General features: G+C 61.2%; 15 protein-coding genes. 13 read left to right on the plus strand and 2 right to left on the minus strand.

Translation table 11 applies throughout. From position 1 onward, the window contains the following. Window positions 1-9: 9 nt before the first annotated feature. Window positions 10-1,134 (minus strand): hypothetical protein, encoded by a 1,125-nt coding sequence (locus MF6396_RS25045; RefSeq protein WP_043859819.1) that lies wholly within the window; start codon window positions 1,132-1,134, stop codon window positions 10-12. Between the two features lie 87 nt (window positions 1,135-1,221). Between MF6396_RS25045 and MF6396_RS25050 the strand changes: the two genes are divergently transcribed. Together MF6396_RS25050 and MF6396_RS25055 are read left to right on the plus strand one after the other, a co-directional pair. Further along, window positions 1,222-1,815 (plus strand): YcbK family protein, encoded by a 594-nt coding sequence (locus tag MF6396_RS25050; RefSeq protein ID WP_054916259.1) that lies wholly within the window; start codon window positions 1,222-1,224, stop codon window positions 1,813-1,815. A 96-nt stretch (window positions 1,816-1,911) separates the two neighbouring features. Further along, window positions 1,912-3,555 (plus strand): ABC1 kinase family protein, encoded by a 1,644-nt coding sequence (locus MF6396_RS25055; RefSeq protein WP_078481778.1) that lies wholly within the window; start codon window positions 1,912-1,914, stop codon window positions 3,553-3,555. On the opposite strand, the gene MF6396_RS25060 is transcribed toward MF6396_RS25055, so the two are convergent. Further along, window positions 3,542-4,390 (minus strand): LysR substrate-binding domain-containing protein, encoded by an 849-nt coding sequence (locus MF6396_RS25060; protein ID WP_078481779.1) that lies wholly within the window; start codon window positions 4,388-4,390, stop codon window positions 3,542-3,544. The two genes, MF6396_RS25055 and MF6396_RS25060, sit on opposite strands and share 14 nt — an antisense overlap. 115 nt (window positions 4,391-4,505) lie before the next feature. Between MF6396_RS25060 and MF6396_RS25065 the strand changes: the two genes are divergently transcribed. The 11 genes from MF6396_RS25065 to MF6396_RS25115 form a co-directional block, all read left to right on the plus strand. Beyond that, window positions 4,506-5,123, plus strand: coding sequence for a LysE family translocator (locus tag MF6396_RS25065; protein WP_078481780.1), 618 nt, complete (start codon window positions 4,506-4,508; stop codon window positions 5,121-5,123). A 112-nt stretch (window positions 5,124-5,235) separates the two neighbouring features. Further along, entirely contained in the window at window positions 5,236-5,751 is a 516-nt protein-coding gene (locus MF6396_RS25070) for a sigma-70 family RNA polymerase sigma factor (protein ID WP_043864306.1), read from the plus strand. Continuing rightward, the gene (locus MF6396_RS25075) at window positions 5,748-6,689 is read left to right on the plus strand and encodes a FecR family protein (RefSeq protein WP_052504321.1); all 942 of its coding nucleotides are present in this window, start codon (window positions 5,748-5,750) and stop codon (window positions 6,687-6,689) included. The genes MF6396_RS25070 and MF6396_RS25075 overlap by 4 nt, the downstream gene beginning before the upstream one ends. Window positions 6,690-6,765: 76 nt before the next feature. Beyond that, window positions 6,766-9,222 (plus strand): TonB-dependent siderophore receptor, encoded by a 2,457-nt coding sequence (locus MF6396_RS25080; RefSeq protein ID WP_058540622.1) that lies wholly within the window; start codon window positions 6,766-6,768, stop codon window positions 9,220-9,222. 725 nt (window positions 9,223-9,947) lie between these two features. Further along, window positions 9,948-11,153, plus strand: a complete 1,206-nt coding sequence (locus MF6396_RS25085) for an MFS transporter (protein WP_060765299.1) — start codon at window positions 9,948-9,950, stop codon at window positions 11,151-11,153. A 26-nt stretch (window positions 11,154-11,179) separates the two neighbouring features. Next, entirely contained in the window at window positions 11,180-11,800 is a 621-nt protein-coding gene (locus tag MF6396_RS25090; RefSeq protein WP_060765300.1) for an anthranilate synthase component II, read from the plus strand. Between the two features lie 14 nt (window positions 11,801-11,814). Beyond that, window positions 11,815-13,425: a chorismate-binding protein gene (locus MF6396_RS25095; protein WP_078481781.1), complete on the plus strand. Its 1,611-nt coding sequence runs from the start codon at window positions 11,815-11,817 to the stop codon at window positions 13,423-13,425. A 12-nt stretch (window positions 13,426-13,437) separates the two neighbouring features. Then, window positions 13,438-15,027, plus strand: a complete 1,590-nt coding sequence (locus MF6396_RS25100; protein ID WP_078481782.1) for a thiamine pyrophosphate-binding protein — start codon at window positions 13,438-13,440, stop codon at window positions 15,025-15,027. A gap of 24 nt (window positions 15,028-15,051) precedes the next feature. Continuing rightward, entirely contained in the window at window positions 15,052-15,672 is a 621-nt protein-coding gene (locus MF6396_RS25105) for an L-threonylcarbamoyladenylate synthase (protein ID WP_060765432.1), read from the plus strand. A gap of 28 nt (window positions 15,673-15,700) precedes the next feature. Further along, entirely contained in the window at window positions 15,701-16,837 is a 1,137-nt protein-coding gene (locus MF6396_RS25110) for a U32 family peptidase (protein WP_060765431.1), read from the plus strand. Window positions 16,838-16,846: 9 nt separating this feature from the next. Continuing rightward, window positions 16,847-17,444 (plus strand): aldehyde dehydrogenase family protein (locus MF6396_RS25115; RefSeq protein ID WP_153046117.1); only part of this gene is annotated, 598 nt, incomplete at its 3' end.

Raw genomic sequence — 17,444 nt, forward strand, 5'->3', positions numbered from 1 at the left:
CGCCGGCTCCTACAGGTTGCGTAACGCCCGCGTCATCACCCCCGTATTGCACTTGGCATGGGCCTGCTCCGGCGTCATCTGGCGTACCGTGCGGAAAAACAGCCCGCAGGTCTGCTTCTTCTCCTTCACCTGCCATTTTTGCGTGCATGCCCCCAGCGTGGCACTTGCATCCGCCTTCGGGTTGCGCCCCATTCCCGCCTGCCAGCACGCCGCGCTCAAGTCCTGCCCCATCATCCGCAAACCGGCCGCATCGGCCTTGTCCGGGTCGTTGTCGTTGTTCTTCGGGTCGGCGGCGTACCAGATCGCGCTCGGGTGATTTGCGCCCAGCACCGGCACGTTGCGCCCAGGCACCGGGCTGATGCTCACCAGCCCCAGTACCTTCACCTCTGGCCCGTACTGCTGCTGCACCCAACTGCGCACCGGCGCACCGAACGCCACCATCGGCAGGCTGGCGCCGTCAGCGGCCGCGGTCATGTCCCTGACCATGCGCACCTGGTAGTCGGTGAAATACCCGTACACCCCTTCAAGGTCCTTGCCGGCACTGGCTGGCGCGGCAATCGGCGCGATGTCCACGATGGTCTGGTAGGCCGGGGTGTGTTGCGCCGGCACGCCGTTGAAGGTCAGCAGCTGGGCCCAGCGGTCGGTGGTGTTGGAGCGCAGGTAGTCCTGGGCCTGGGTCAGCGAGTAGTCCGGCGGAAAGTGCAGCAGCTCGATGCTGCGCCGGTTCTCCAGGGCCATGCCCAACGGCAGGAACAACGCCCAGTTGTACGCCCACTTGCCCTCGCGATTGAGCCGGTCGGCACCTGCATAGGCCAGTTCGCCGCTGTCGAGCAGGGCCTTGAGCGGGGCAGCGTAGGTGGTCGGTACGCCGCTGATGTCGGCATGCAGCTGGTCGTGCTCGCGACGCACCGTCACCGTGGCGGTCGGGTAGCCATCGCGCTGCACGCTCTGGGTCAGGTAGTGCTCCACGGTGCGCTCCAGCGACCAGTCGCGAAAGCAGATCACCCCGCAGTTGTTGGGGTAGGCGAATAGGCGGGTCACGCGCTGCGCATCGCCCAGCGGTACGCGGGCGTCGGCCAGCACGGCGCTGCTGGCGGCAAGGGCGATCAGGCCCAGGGCAAAAGGTGTACGCATGTTCAACTCCTTGTCGATGAACTCCCGATGTGCGGAAGGCTTGCCATACTGGGGTAGTTCTCAGGACGAGGGGAAGGGGGCAGGACCATGAAGGGGTATCCGGGCATTGCACTGTTCGCCGGGCTGTTGAGCGTGTTGCCGGCCCACGCCGACGAGCGCGACCTGTGGTCGTTCGCGCAGTGGACGGGCAGCCACGATACGCGCGCGTTTCGCGAAATGCTGGTGCAGGCGCGGCTGTATGGGGTAGTGCCGTTGTACCAGCTGCTGCGCTCGGCCAGCGACTGGCGTCTGTGCAACGCCGAGCCGTTCGCCGTGGCGCCGCCCGACCAGTGGCCGGCGGTACGCTCGACCCTGCACTTGCTCAAGACCCTGGGCGAGCAGCAGCGCCTGAAAACCTACGAAGTGGTCTCGGCCTATCGCAACCCCACCCTCAACCGCTGCGCCGGTGGTGCCCGCGACAGTGCGCATACCCGCGCCTTCGCGGTCGACCTGCTGCTGCCGGCGTGGGCCGATCCGCGACCATTGTGCGAGTTCTGGCAGACCCAGGGCCAGGCCTGGAACATGGGGCTTGGCCGCTACCCGTCGGGGCGCATCCATATCGACACCGCCGGCTACCGCACCTGGGGCGGCGACCTGAGTGCCGACTCGTCGTTTTGCCCGCGCCTGGCGCCCAGCTCCTGAACAGCTCGGCGATGGCGGGGCAAGGAACTCCTGGGCCCCGCAAGGTACGGAAGTAGTTCACCCCCTGCACATCAACCCGCCCCGAGGAATCTCCCCATGCTCGAATCGACCTGGACTGCGCTCAAGCATCATCAGCGTGTGCGCGAGATTGTCGTGGTGCTGGCCAACTTCGGCGCCCAGGACGTGCTGTTCCGCCTGGGGCTGGGCAGGCTGCTGGGGGAGGCCGAAACGGTGGCCGGCCTGCCCGCCGACGAAGGCACCCCGCAACGCGTGCGGCGGGCGCTGGAGGCGCTGGGCCCGACCTTCGTCAAGCTCGGGCAGATCCTCTCCAGCCGCAGCGACATATTGCCGGCGGCATGGATCGACGAGTTGCAGGCCCTGCACAGCAGCGCCGCTACCTTGCCCTGGGCGCAGCTGCAGGCCCAGGTGCTCGAAGACCTGGGCGCCGAACTGGACCAGGTGTTCGCCGAGTTCGACACCACCCCGCTGGCGGCGGCGTCCATGGCCCAGGTGTATCGGGCACGCCTGCTCGGGGGCGAGGAGGTGGTGGTCAAGGTTCAGCGTCCGGGGCTGCGGCGCAAGATGACCGCCGACCTGCAGTTGCTCGAAAGCGTTGCGCAACTGGTCGAGCAAAACACCGCCCTGGCCGACTACCAGCCGCGCAAGATGGTGCGGCAACTGGCCCGGGCCATGCTCGAAGAGCTGGACTTCACCCAGGAAGGCAGCCACTGCGACGCGGTGGCTGCCAATTTCGCCAGCCAGCCGCACATCGTCATTCCGCGCATCTACTGGGCCCACAGCAGCGAGCGGCTGCTGGTGCAGCAGTACCTGCCCAGCCATACTCCGCTGGAGCGTGAGGCGCTGATCGAGCAGGGCCTGGACCCGAGCCTGCTGGCCAGCCGCGGCGCCGCCGCGTTCATCAAGATGCTGCTGGAGGACGGGCTGTTCCATGGCGACCCGCACCCGGGCAACCTCAAGGCCATGGACGACAACCGCGTGGGCTTCATCGACTTCGGCATGGTCGGGCGCCTTGGCGAGCGCCGTCGGCTGGAGGTGATGACGTTCATGCGCGCCCTGACCGAGGGCAACAGCGATGCACTGGTGACGGTGCTGGTGGACTGGAACGACGACGGCGTGCGCAACATGCCCGCCATCGAGCAGGCGGCCGGCGAGTACATGGCGCGTCACGGCGGCAAGGCGCTGAAGATGGGCGCGCTGATCGAGGATTTTCTGGGGCTGATGCGCGAATACCGCCTGCTGCTGCCCCCGGACCTGCTGGTGCTGTTCAAGGCCCTGGTGACCGCCGACGGCGTACTGACCCGGCTGGACCCGCAACTGGACCTGGTGGCCACCGCCAGACCGGCGATCAGGGCTCAGCTCAAGGCGCAGCTGAGCTGGAAGATTGCCAGGCGCCTGGGGCTCGATGGCCTGGAACTGGGACGCGGCCTGCTCGGCGAATTGCCGCAGCTGACACGGCTGCTGGTGAACCGCTTCAAGCATGGTGTGCTGGAGATGCGCGTCGATGTGCCGGGGCTGGAGCGCCTGGAGCGTTCGTTGCGCCTGGCCTCGACGCGGCTGTCGCTGGCGTTGCTGATCAGTGCGCTGGTGATTGCCTTCGGCCCGCAGATCGCCGCTGCCGGTCCGGTGTGGCTGGGCTTGCCCGCCGTCAGTTGGCTGGCGGCGATCGCCACCCTGGGCGGCTTGCTGGCGTTTTTGCGCAGCCTGTTCAAGAGCCCGTGAGCCAGTCGGCAAAGCGCCGCTGCGGTGTGCCGGCAGCGAAGGGCTCGGGGCTCAGCAGGTAGTAGGCCGAACCGTCCTCGGTGAACCCGTAGGGTGCCACCAACTGCCCGCTGTCGAGCTCGTCCTGCACCATCATGCGCGAGGCCAGCGCCACGCCCAGCCCGGCCAGGGCTGCCTGGATGCACAGGTAGAAGTGTTCGTAGCCGGCGCGGCTGCTGCCCTTGGCCGACTGGCCGCTCAGGCGCAGCCAGTGCTTCCAGGCGTCGGGACGGGTGGCGCTGTGCAGCAGGCGGGTACCGGCAAAGCCCTTGTCGGGCAGTGCCAGGTCGGCGCGACACACCGGCCCTACTGCCTCGTTGCAGAGCTTGAGGCTGTGCAGGCTGGCATCCCAGTGGAAGTCGTCGCGGCGCAGCGCCAGGTCGATGCCGCTGCGGGCAAAGTCCACCGGCCCGCCGGCGGCCACCAGGTGCAGCTGGATGTCCGGGTGCGCGGCATGGAACGCCGGCAGCCGCGGGATCAGCCACTTCATCGCGATGGTCGGCTCGCATGACAGCACCAGCACGTTGTCGCGGGCCTGCTGCAGGCGTTGCACGCTGGCGTGCAGCTGCTCGAACACCGACAGGGTGGTGTCGTGAAGGGCGCGCCCGGCCGGCGTGAGGAAAATGGCGCGGTTGCGCCGCTCGAACAACTGCACCCCCAGGGATTCTTCCAGCAGACGCACCTGGCGGCTCACCGCACCGTGGGTGACGTTGAGCTGCTGAGCGGCGCGCACGAAGCTTTCGGTCTGGGCGGCGACGTCGAAATAGCGAAAGGCGGCGAGGGCGGGCAGTTTCATATGTGTGAGGAAAACTAGCGGATTTGCGCCACTATAAATCGCTTTTTTGCCGTGCTGAAGCTTTCGATAATGGCGCTGCGCAGAATCATCTGCGTCATTTCATGGAGTATCGACGGTGGGTGAATTGCTGGCGGTGGCCTTGATTACCGTGTTGGCGGTGATCAGCCCGGGGGCGGACTTTGCCATGGTGACACGCAGCAGCTATGCGTTTGGCAGGCGCAGCGGATTGCTCGCTGCCCTGGGGATTGCCTGCGGCGTGCAGGTGCATGTGGTGTACACGGTGCTGGGGGTGGCAGTGCTGATCAGCCAGTCGCCGGGGCTGTTCATGGCCATGAAGGTGGTGGGGGCAGGGTACCTGATCTACCTGGGGTATCGGTCGCTGCGCACTCGTGCGCCGGTGGCCCTGGAGGGCGCGGCGGGGGTGACGGGGCGCGGTGCATGGGGGGCGTTCGCATCGGGCTTTCTGACCAATGCGCTGAACCCCAAGACCATGCTGTTCGTGGTCAGCGCGTACAGCCAGGTGGTGCAGCCGGGGGCCTCGCTGGGGCTCAACTTTGCCTATGGGGCGTTCATGTCGCTGGCGCATTGGGTGTGGTTCAGCCTGGTGGCGCTGTTCTTTTCGCGGGAGGCGTTGCGCCAGGCGATGCTGCGCCGCCAGCGCATGGTGGACCGGGTGATCGGGGTGGCGTTGATCGGCCTGGGGGTGGCGGTGGTGTTCGTGAATGTGCGCTGAGCGGCTGGCCGCTGCGCTGGCTTGCCAGCGAAAGGCGCACCACCGATCCCGCCATTGCATCTCCCACCAGCGGCGCCATAAGATATAACCATTCTCATTTAGTGTCGCCGACATGAAAGCCACCCCACCCGCCGACAGTCTCGCTTCGTTGTACAAGGGCTACCACGGCTGGCTGCTGGTGTGGCTGCGCCAACGCCTGGACTGCCCGCACAACGCTGCCGACACGGCCCAGGACACTTTCATGCGCCTGCTCAGCGCCGGCAGCTATGTGGCCCCGCGCGAGCCGCGGGCGTTCCTGGCTACCGTGGCGCGGCGTCTGCTGATCGACCGCGGGCGCCGGCAGAAGCTCGAACAGGCCTACCGCGAAGCGCTCGCCCGGCACGTCGAGTACCTCGACCAGGCACCTTCTCCCGAGCAGATGCTGGCCGCGCTCCAGGCCCTGGAGCACATCGCCCGTGCCCTCGACCTGATGAGCGTGCGCGCCCGCGAAGTGTTCATCCTGCGTCACCTCGAAGGGCTCAGCCATGCCGAGATCGCCGCACGCCTGAACGTCTCGACCAAGACGGTGCAGAACCACCTGGTGCAGGCCCTGCTGCACTGCCACGCTGCCACAGATCCTGCCCTGTGAACCTGCCTGCGGCCACGCTGCGCAAGGCTGCCGAATGGCTGGTGCGCCTGGACGACAGCGCCAGTGCCGGCGACCAGCAGGCCTTCGAGGCATGGCTGGCCAGCGACCCGCAGCACCTGGAGGCCGTGCGCCAGTTGCAGGGCAGCCTCGCGCCACTGCGTGAACTGCCCCGTGCGCCGGCCCGCGCGGCGCTCAAGCGCATTGCGCCGCAACCCCGTGGCAAGCGCGCGCTCAAGGCGCTGGCAATCAGCCTGGGCCTGCTGCTGCCGGCCGGCCTGGTGCTGCAGCACTATCCGCCGGCTTATCTGATGGCCGATATCCGTACCGGCAGCGGCCAGTGGACTACACAGCAATTGCCGGACGGCAGCCGCATCAGCCTGGATGGCCGGTCGGCGGTCGACCTGCAGTTCGACGCCCAATCGCGCACCCTGCGCCTGCTCAGCGGCGAGATCCTGCTGGATGTGGCCAAGGACGCCAGTCGCCCGTTCCGCGTGGTCACCGAACACGGCAGCATCCGTGCCCTGGGCACCCGCTTCATGGTCGAGCGCAGCGAGCACAGCACACGCCTGGCCATGCTCGAGTCGAGCACCGAGGTCAAGAGCGCCGGCAGCAGCCGCACGGTCAGCGCCGGCCAGCAGGTGCGCTTCGACGCCACTGGCATCCAGCCACTCCAGGCGGTCGACGCCGCCGGGCTGGAGCAGGCCTGGGCCAGCCACCAGATGATGGTCAAGGAGCAGCCGCTGGGCGAGGTGCTGGAGCGCCTGGCACGCAATCACGGCGGCTACCTGCTGTTCGATGCCAAGGCGCTGGCGCACCTGAACGTGACCGCCGTGTTGCCCGCCGACGACAGCGAGCGGGCGTTGCGCCTGCTGGCGCGCAGCTTCCCGATCCGGGTGCAGCACTACACCCCGTGGGTCACGCGAGTCACTCTTGAATAGAAATCCTTATCAAACGCTTCCAGTTCCCGTTACCTGTGCGTCCTTGTATTAGCCAATACATCGGAGAGTCGGGAACATGCCTTCACACAAGCCCCTCAAGCCCAGCCGCGCCCTGGCGCTGGCGGTTCATCTAGCCCTCGGCACGCTGCCGCTGCTGGCCCTGCAGCCGGCGCATGCGCAGCAGCAGGTGCAGCGCTATGCCATCCCGGCCGGGGCGCTGGGCGACGTGCTGAGCCGTTATGCCCGCGAGTCGGGGGTGGCCATTTCGTTCAATGCCGGCCAGGTCGCCAACCTGTCCAGCGCCGGGCTGCAGGGCAACTATGCCCTGCAGGACGGCTTCGCCGCGCTGCTGTACGGCCACGGCCTGCAGGCCCAGGCCAGTAGCGACGGCTACGTGCTGGTTGCGCTGCCGGCGGCCAACGGCGCGGTGGAGCTGGGCGCCACCAGTATCAACGGGCAGGTGCTGGGGAGCACCACCGAGGGTACCGGCTCCTACACCACCGGGCCGATGCAGACGGCCACCAAGCTGCCCCTGAGCATCCGTGAAACCCCGCAGTCGGTGAGTGTGATCACCCGCCAGCGCATGGACGACCAGGACATGCAGAGCCTGGAAGATGTGCTCAAGAACACCCCCGGCATGTCCATGACCAAGGACGGCCCGCAGCGCCCGACCTTCTACGCCCGCGGCTTCACCGTCGAGAACCTGATGAATGACGGGCTCTCCAACGACCTGTCGCATTACCTCTCGCGGGACATGAACTCCACGCCCGACATGGCGATCTACGACCACGTCGAGGTGGTGCGCGGCGCCACCGGCCTGATGCAGGGCTCGGGCACGCCGTCGGCGGCGATCAACATGGTGCGCAAGCGCCCCACGGCCGACCCGCGCCTGAGCATCACCGGCAGTGCCGGCAGCTGGGACAACTACCGCACCGAGGTCGACGGCTCCGGCGCGCTCAACGACAGCGGCACCCTGCGCGGCAGGATGGTCACCGCCTACCAGACCCGCAACAGCTTCCAGGACGTGGCCGATACCGAGCGCTCGGTGTTCTATGCCATCGGCGAGGCCGACCTGAGCGACAACAGCACCTTCACCCTGGGGCTGTCGAACCAGAGCGTCAACAACACCTCCACCTGGGGCGGCCTGCCCACTGGCATCGACGGCAGCGACCTGCACCTTTCGCGCTCCACCTACCTGGGCAACGACTGGGAATACTGGGACCAGGACAACACCACCCTGTTCAGCCGCCTGGACTATCGCCTGGACAACGACTGGAAGCTGCTGCTGGCGGCCAGCCGCACTTGGTCGAAGCTCAAGATGCTCGGCAGCATGACCGAGCGCATGGGCGATGAGGGCGAGGTGTTCGGCCAGTACCTGGGGCAGTACCACTACGACGACGAGCAGAGCAGCTATGACGCCTATGCCACCGGGCCGTACCAGTTGCTGGGGCGTACACACGAACTGGTAGTCGGGGCCAGCCGCCGCGAGCTGACCTTCGAGGGCAAGGGCAACTACAGCGACGACCTGATCGGCATGAACATCCATGCCTGGGACCCCGGCAGCCTGCCCAAGCGTCGCCTGGACCTGAACTACTGGCACCAGGACCGAGAAACCTCGCAGACCGGCACCTACGTCACGTCGCGCTTCAACCTGGCCGACGACCTGAAGCTGATCGTGGGCGGGCGCCTGGACTGGTACGACAGCGAATCCCAGACCCGCAACGGCACGCGCCTGGGCAAGCCTGTCAACGTGAGCGTCACGCGCAACCTGACCCGCTACGCCGGGGTGATCTACGACCTGGATGCGCAGCATTCGGTGTACGTGAGCTACACCGACATCTTCAAGCCGCAGTCCGAGCAGGACGCCAGCGGCAGCGAACTCAAGCCGATCGAGGGCAAAAACTACGAGGTGGGGATCAAGGGCGAGTACTTCGACGGCGCATTGAATGCCAGTGCCGCGGTGTTTCGCATCGACCAGGAGAATCGCGCCAAGACCCTGGAGCGCTACCAGTGCTCCGACCTGGTGCCCAGCTGCTCCGAGGCGGCGGGCAAGCTGCGCAGCGAGGGTATCGAGCTGGAAGTGAACGGCACCGTACTGCCGGGCTGGGAACTGGGCGCGGGCTACACCTTCGCCCAGGTCAAGTACGTGAAGGACGGCGACCCGGCCAACGAGGGGCGGCTGTTCGACACCGACATCCCGCGGCACGTGTTCAAGGCGTTCACCACCTACCAGCTGCCGGGCGAGCTCGAGCGCTGGAAGGTCGGCGGCGGGGTGTACCGGCAGAATGCGATCTACAACAAGGGTGACAACTGGTACGCCACCGACAGCACCTACCGCATCGAGCAGGATGCCTACACCTTGGTCGACCTGATGCTCAGCTACAAGGCCTCCGAGCACCTGGACGTGCGCCTGAACGTGAACAACGTGTTCGACACCAGGTACTACCAGAGCATTGCCACCAACACGGTGTATGGCGGCAACTTCTACGGTGACCCCCGCAATGCGATGCTGACGTTGCGCTGGTCGCTCTGAAAGGATCAGGCTGGCTCCTGCGGGCGTGCAGGGGCCGGCCTTGCCGGCGAAGCGGCCGGCACTTTTCTTCAGGCATGAAAAAAGGGCCTACCTTTCGGTAAGCCCTTTTTAGTACTTGGTGGCTACACAGTCATTTGAACCAATCCACTAATATGATGCATTTAAAAATATTTTTTATTATCAAGTCTATCAGGCATACACATAGGCATACATGCTGCTGGATCACTGCTGGATCTCGATGGTGCACCCATCGGATATAAAACGCCTAACCAGTAGCCACTGGCTAGGCGGTCTTGTACAAGGCGGTTCAGGCCGCGAGGCGTAGAGCCGCATCCAGTGCCCTCTACTTACCGGCACCTTGTCCAAACCATGCTGAGTCCTTCGGGGCGTTTGGGGCGGAGCTTTAGCAATTGTTCGTGCAGTCGAACTGGGTCAGCGCGGCCAACGAGTCGGGGCATTGCAGGTCAGTGAAGCGGGGCAACTGGATATCTCCCGGCTCGCGGCGACGGGAGTAACCGCAAGCTTGGACGCGTCGCCAGTGATTGTCTGCTGGCGAGCGGTTTATAAGGAAGAGAGACGTCGCTATATTTTTGTTGCCCAAGGTGAGTCGCACAGACTCACTATCAGTTCTGATAGTTCATTTGATAGTCGAAGTATGTTTCCATACCGGCGGGGTGGAGGTAGGTAAGTACGCCGCACTTAAACTGCGCAGGGAGGCGGGTTCAATGGATCAGGTTTTTACGGCTGCGCGTAATACCCGAATGTTCTTCATTTATCGGGCTGTGTCTCGACTGTATTTTTATCTGCCGGTGCTGGTGCTTTATTTCTTTGTGCAGGGCGAATCGTTTTTTAAGATTGGCGTGTTGCTCTGTGTGTATTCCTTGAGTGTCATGGTATTTGAGCAGCCAACCAGCAAGTTGATTGAATATTTTGGCGCCAAGCGCATCATCGTTTTCGGCGAGGTGCTTAAGGCATGCGGGCTGACGTTGTTGGTTTATGGGGCGCAGACTTCATACTCTATTATTGCGCAGCTGCTTACAGGCGCCGGTTATGCCTTGGCCGCGGGCGGTGACGCCTCATTGATGTCTCGCTCTTTGGTCGATGCTGAACAACAGGCGAAAGTGCAAAAAAAGGCCCATGTAATCGTTCTGGTGTGTGTCATCACTGCCAGTGTCGTTGGTGGTGTGGTTGCTCAACTTTATGGGGCTCGCACCGCGCTCCTGATCAGTATTGTTCCGCCACTGCTGGCGGCACTGTCTGCGTGTTTCTTTATTGAACCTTATACCGGCAAGGGACAGTCACCCCTTACTACCACGAGTACCGGGTATATATGGTTGGCGCGTTCGCCCGCCTTATTGATGAGTGTTTTGAGCTACGGCACAACGCGGGCTATTTTCATGTCGATGTTTGTAGCCTTCATCCCTATCACTTACTTGATCCTGTTCAAGGTCCCGCTGGCTGTATTTGGTGTGGTGATGGGTGTCTATACCGTTGTTTCAATTCTCACGGCGAGTTACAGCACCGCCATTTGTCAGCGGTTCGGTGAGCGCCTGACGGTGATGCTTTCCTATACTTTTCTGACGCTGGCTGGCGGCGTCCTGATGTACCAAGGGCCTGTGCCTCAGTTGCTTTACCTATCGCCCATACTGATGGGGTTTTCGGCCGGTATCACGCGGCCCCTGGCCGTTGTGCAATTCAATCGACTAACGGATTTGCAAGGGGCCGGCCGGGCGCTGACGCTTGGGGAATCGGTCAATGCGGTGGTAACGCTGGCACTGATATTGACTATTTGTAACGTCATGGACGTGTATGGAGTCGAAACCGGATTAGTTGTACTCGCGGCGTCGGTTGCGACGCTGGCGGCGTTGATGCTTACCTGTCTGTATGGGGTCGCCTGGCGCAACAACATTTGCGAAACAATCATCAATTAACCGTCAGGGCCTGGAGGTTCGACACTATGTTGTTGATTATTGATAACTACGACTCTTTTGTATTCAATATTTTGCAGTGGCTTGATTACCCGGCTGATCAGATAAAAGTCTTGCGCAACGATGATGTAAGTTTGAAACAGCTCACTGTTGCGGACGTTGAGGCCGTTATTATTTCGCCCGGTCCCATGAGTCCCGGTGAAGCCGGTTATTCAAACGAGGCGGTGCGCTTATTTGGTGAGTCCGGTATTCCGGTACTTGGCATCTGCCTGGGGCATCAGTGTATCGGTCATGTTTATGGCTGTGTCGTCGGGCGTCATCCACGGCCGGCACATGGTAAAGAGGCAATAGTCGAACTCCAGCGTTCAGCGCTTTTTAACGGTCTGCCTGAACGGATAACGGTAGGTCGTTATCATTCTTTGCATGTTGAAATGCACAGTGTTGATCACCCGCAATTGAAAGTCACCGCCACGCTGGACGATGGAACTGTCATGGCGTTGGAGCATCGCCACTATCCAATCTATGGTGTGCAGTTTCATCCGGAGTCTGTATTGACCGGAGCGCCAGGCAAAACAGTGCTGTCCAACTTCTTAACTATTGCTGGGCTCAAGCCGCGCTCTAAGATCACGCCGGCGGTTTCTGGCTTTTAAAAAGAGAGGTCTCTATGCTGATTGAAAGCTGCATTACAGACGCGTTTATTTTTTATAAAAAGTTGCGACTGATAGAACACCGTACCGGGCTACTTGAAAGTTTAGGGCCGTGTGTGGACGGGCATTCGTCCTATACGCTGATCGGCGCGTGCGCTCGCAGTGTATTAACTGTGACGGAGGGTAAGGCGAGCCTTTTGGATGTGGCGACCGGGCGCGAGGAGATCATTCACGATTGGAAGGCAGTCGTCGATGCCTGGGCGCCTCTGGGCGGTCCTGTCTTGTGCCAGCCATATCAAACCGGTTGCATGGGCTACATCGGGTATGACCGCAAGAATGATTTTGAATACTACGTTCCACATATTGCTCAAGACACCGCGATGCCTGATGTATGCCTTGTACGCTACGGGGCGGTGCTGGTGTTTGATCGCGTGGCGGCGACGGCCACTTGGGTGGTCGATGACGAAGCCCAGATTGAGCGGGTCGCCGTGTTTGAAGCGCTGGTGCGATCCGAGGTGACCCAGGACGGTTCTGCTTTTGTCCTCTGTGGAGATGTTGTTTGCGACACCCCCGAAGACCAATATCAGCAAAGTATTGAGCGCATCATCGAGTACATCAAGGCGGGTGATGTATTTCAGGTCAATTTCACCAGCCGTTTTTGCGGCAGTTACCTGGGCGATGTCATCCATCTTTATGAGGCGTTGCGTAGTCGCACGCCCAATCCCTATTTCGCCCTTCTGGACTTTGCCCAACCGCTAATTTCAACCTCTCCCGAGCGCTTCCTTTCGATCGAGGCTGGGCGCATCACGGCCAGTCCGATCAAGGGCACCCTGAGGTGCGAAATCAACGGTCAGGATCAACGCGCGGCGCTGCTTGGTTCGGCGAAGAATCGTGCCGAAAACGTCATGATCGCGGACCTGATGCGCAATGACCTGGGGCGAATTTGTGAGCAGGGTACGGTGCAGGTCGAGGCACTCTGCGCGATTCGACGTTTCAATCAGCTTTACCATCTGGAGTCGACCATCGCGGGCACGTTGCGTGATGACGTGATGCTGTCCGACGTGCTGGCGGCAACGTTCCCCTGCGGCTCGATCACCGGCGCGCCGAAAATTCGCGCGGTCCAAATTATCGAGGAGCTGGAGAGCCATCGCCGTGGGCCTTATTGCGGCGCAATCGGTTTTTTTGGGCGCCAGGGTTGGGTCCAGACCTGTGTAGGCATCCGCATTATCTACTTCGACAGCGGCCAACTGTATTTCCATGCGGGTGGCGGCATCGTCGTCGACTCGGATGCTGCGGAGGAGTACGCCGAGATGAGCCTCAAGGCCGAGTCGATCAAGTCGACTATCGAGTCCTTCAACGTGATGAACGATGTACGGGCAAGGATCGACGAGATCGACGATCAACTGTTTGAAGTCGTGCACCGGCGCTTCGAGGTGATCAAAGAGGCGTGTCGTATCAAGGTGCAATACGGCGTACCGGTGGTTCAGCAGTCCCGGATGGAGCAGATGATTGCGTTCCGCAAGTTGCGTATGCAGGACGATAAGGAAATCCCGGAGACCTGTATCACCGACCTTTACGCCGTCCTCACGGAACACTCGATGCAACTCGAGCATCGCGCCAAACCTTGATCTGGAAGCCCCATGCAAACAGCACTGAAATCTGAGAAACGGCCACACACCGGGGCGGATGCCTTCGCCCAATGGTTGCGTGACCAAGACGTGGAACTGGTGTTCTCCGTGATGGGAAACCAGGTCAATGACATCGCGTTTGCGCTGCAGTACGTCGGGATCCGCTTGATCACCTGCCGCCATGAGGGCACCGCCACCATGATGGCGGAGGCTTATGCGCGGTCGTCCCGGCGTATCGCAATGGTGCTGGTCATTCCGGGGCCAGGTGTGAGTAATACCGCCAGTGGTTTATTGGAAGCGCAGATGACGGCCTCATCGGTACTTGTCGTTTCGGTGCGCCAGCCGGTGCGCTTCCCTGATCGGCCGGCGGACAAGCTGTTTCACGGTCTGAAGCATTGCCAATTCACTCAGGCCATCACCGGCTTCAGCGCGACAGTCACGTGTGAGTCGGACTTCGATATTCACCTGCGCCAGGCCTATCGAACGTTGCACGGGGACCGTCCGCGTCCCGTTTTCCTGGAGTTCACCGTGGACTTCCTGCGCGGCGAACTTGGCCCGAAGTCGGTGCAATCAAGCCCTGTTGTTGCGTGCGTCCCCAACGCGGGGCGCTTGCACGACGCAGTTCGACTCATCAGCTCTTCACAGCGTGTGCTGATCATTGCTGGGCGGGCGGTGATTGCTGCGGGCGCTGAAGCAGCATTGCTAGGGTTGGCAGAGCATCTGCAAGCGCCGGTGTTGACCACGACGCTGGGCAAAGGCGGTTTCCCCGAGCGTCATGCTTTATACCTCGGCAAGTTGTACGAGCCGGCCTGCCGGGACCTGATTGCCGATGCGGATCTGGTGATTGCGATTGGCACGCGATTCAGCCAGGTCGATACGGATGATTGGCGTATTCCGCTGTCGGCGCCGCTGATCCAGATCGACCCGGACACCGAGCAGTTCAACAGTGTGTATGCCTGCGATGTTGCGCTGTGTGGTGAGCTTAAGCAGACCCTTGGATTGCTGCAAGGCATGCTGGCGCAAACTATCAGTGGATGGGACCTGGCCGCCTTGAGCCGTGACGTCGGGCTGTTGCGCGGGCCTGCGCCGCTTGTTGCATCACTGCTGCATGAGCTGTTGTTACCAGGCGACATCATTGCCGTTGACGTTCACGAGCAAGGTTACCCACTGGTCGAACATTTGCTGCTGGATCAGCAGGCCTTCCTGTTTTCTGGCACATCGCTGTGCCTGGGTTATGGCATTCCCGCTGCGATCGGTGCGCGCCTGGCTCACAAGCAGGGCCGTGTCATGGCGTTCTGTGGCGATGGCGGTTTCCTGATGTCCAGCTGCGAGTTGGCCACCGTGGCCCACTACGGGCTGGCGATTGTGTTCGTGATCGTCAATGACCAGGCCTTCGGCACGATCAAGAATCATCAGTTGGAACATTTTGGCGCGACCGCCGGTGTCGAGTTGACTAACCCGGACTTTAAGGCGTTAACGCACTCTTTTGGTTTTGATTACCGGGCTATCAATCACCATGAGGATTTGCACCCGGTGTTGTGCTGGGCACTCGACCAGACCCGGCCGACAGTGATTGAAATTGATAAAGCACTTCTGCACTAACACGCCTTGAATCAAAGGGAATGTATGAGCCGGATTCTGAAGAAACACAGTGATGTGATGGACGAAGTCATTGCGCTATTGCGTGAAGGTGCAGTGGCTATTTTGCCGACTGACAATGTTTACGGATTGGTCACCAACGGCCAGATACAGGCGTCGGTAGAGCGCATCTACCGTTTGAAAGGGCGTGATAGTTCCAAACCGCTTTGTTATTACACAACGCCTGAAAGGGCCGCACAGTGGGGAAAGCTCGACGATCGGGCCCTCAGCATCATCAAGCTATGGCCGGGAGCGGTCAGTTTGATTGTGCCCAAGCAGCCAACAGTGCCTGACTACATCACGCGCGGCATGGATTCAGTGCTGCTGGTTTGCATCGACGCCTTTGTCGAAGAGCTTGCCCGGCGCGCGGATTTCCCCCTCGTGGCGACTTCCGCGAACATTTCCAACGAACCTGCAATCACCGATTTCGAGAGCGCCCGTGAGCAATTCGAAGGCAAGGTCGACCTTATTCTGGACGGTGGCGTTTCCAGGGAAGGGCTCTCCAGCACCATCGTCAACCTGTCCGTGGTGCCGCCCTTTATTCAGCGACAAGGCCCTGTTTCGGCAGACCGTCTGAAAAAAATAATACCTGAACTTGTACAACCGTGACCTAGAGCTATTCAACGAGGGGATAACCATGGAACTCATCGCGCCAACAATTTTTGACAATGAGCTGATCGATTACTTTGCCGACAATGGAGTGACTTCCGTTTACGGCAAATTGCCCGTTGATTTTATGGGCGGTGGGCATGAAACCGCGATGTTGCGCAATGTCGGTTGGAAGGAGCTGAAGGAACATATCCAGCACTGCCAGAAATACGGCATGGACTTCAACTATGTGATGAACTCCACCTGTATGGGGCTCTCGGAATTTGATAATGATGCGCGGCGGCGGATCTTCAATTTCTTTGACTTGGTGTCGGAAGCCGGTGTGCGCTCGGTAACGGTCAGCAATCCCAATTTGCTGCAGATGATCAAGACCAATCATGAACATTTGAAGGTCAAGGTGTCCGCCTGTTGCTACGTCAAGTCAGTCGGCGAAGTGAAATATTGGGAAGACCTGGGTGCAGACATTATCGTTCTCGACCCGCTGCAAGTGAACCGGGACTTCAAGACACTCAAGGGTATTGCGCGGGTGGCGAAGGCCGAGCTGGAACTGATCGTCAACAACAACTGTTTCCAGTACTGCCCAGAGATTTACAACCATCAGAACTTTCTGTCGCATTCCTCGCACCATTCGCTCAAAAACTCGATTGAGCAGGATTACAGCTACAACTGGTGCAGCCGTGAACGATTGCGTGAGCCGGCAAACTTCCTGATCGCGGACTGGATCCGCCCGGAAGACGTGACGCATTACGAGCAAATCGGCTACAAGCGCTTCAAATTCACCGATCGAAATACCCCGGTCGAGTTTCTGAAGAAGCGCGCCGCAGCCTATCACGCGCGTCATTACGACGGAAATCTTCTGGATTTGATCCAACATTTTGCTTATCGGGATTCAGTCGAGGCCGATGCGTACTTGAGCAACATTCATATCGACAATCGCAAACTCGATGATTATCTGAAAATCTTCCTGCGCTCGGAGTGCAAGGCCAAGGATTGCGGCGACAAATGTCGGTATTGCTTTGATTACGCGACCGATGCGATCACCCGCGATGTAGCGTTCTGCGAAGCGCATGTCAGCGAGAAAATCCAGATCAATGATCAGAAAAACGCCAGGGATTATGTGATGAACAATAAACCCGTCACCTATATCCCGGCCGTGCAGCTTTGATCGCCGCTCATGTCTAGAACGTTCACCTCGTTTAATCCGGCCGACGCCAATGCAGTGGTTGCCCGGTTTCGGGCAACCACTGCCGGTGAACTTGATCAACGGGTTACAGCCTGCCGGGTGGCAGCGCAGGTCTGGAGCGGCCTTGAGTTGTCCCGGCGCGTTGAGCAACTGGCACAGTTGCCGGCAGCACTTGTGGCTGCCAGGGAGCGCCTCGCCCGTACCCTCTCAATGGAAATGGGCAAGGCGTTTTTCGAGGCTCTGGAGGAAATTGACGACGCCGTCGAGGAGTGCACTTATCTGCTCAACCGCGCGCCTTCTGTGCTGGGTGAGCAACCGTTGCCGCGCACAGCAGATGGCGAACATGTCGCGGTATGGCAGGGCCTGGGAACAGTTGCGGTGATCACGCCGTGGAATTATCCGGTGGAGATCGCGCTCTGGGGCATTGTCGGCGCGCTGTTGGCGGGCAATGCGGTGCTCTACAAACCGTCCGAGGTCACGCCGCTGACCGGTCAGTTGCTGTATGAACTGTTGCTGTTACTGGACTTGCCGCCAGGTCTGGTGGGGCTGGTGCAGCCCATCCGACGCCTCCGCACAAGGGGCAGGAGCA

The organism is Pseudomonas sp. MF6396, from assembly GCF_002018915.1.
Classification (GTDB): domain Bacteria; phylum Pseudomonadota; class Gammaproteobacteria; order Pseudomonadales; family Pseudomonadaceae; genus Aquipseudomonas; species Aquipseudomonas palmensis.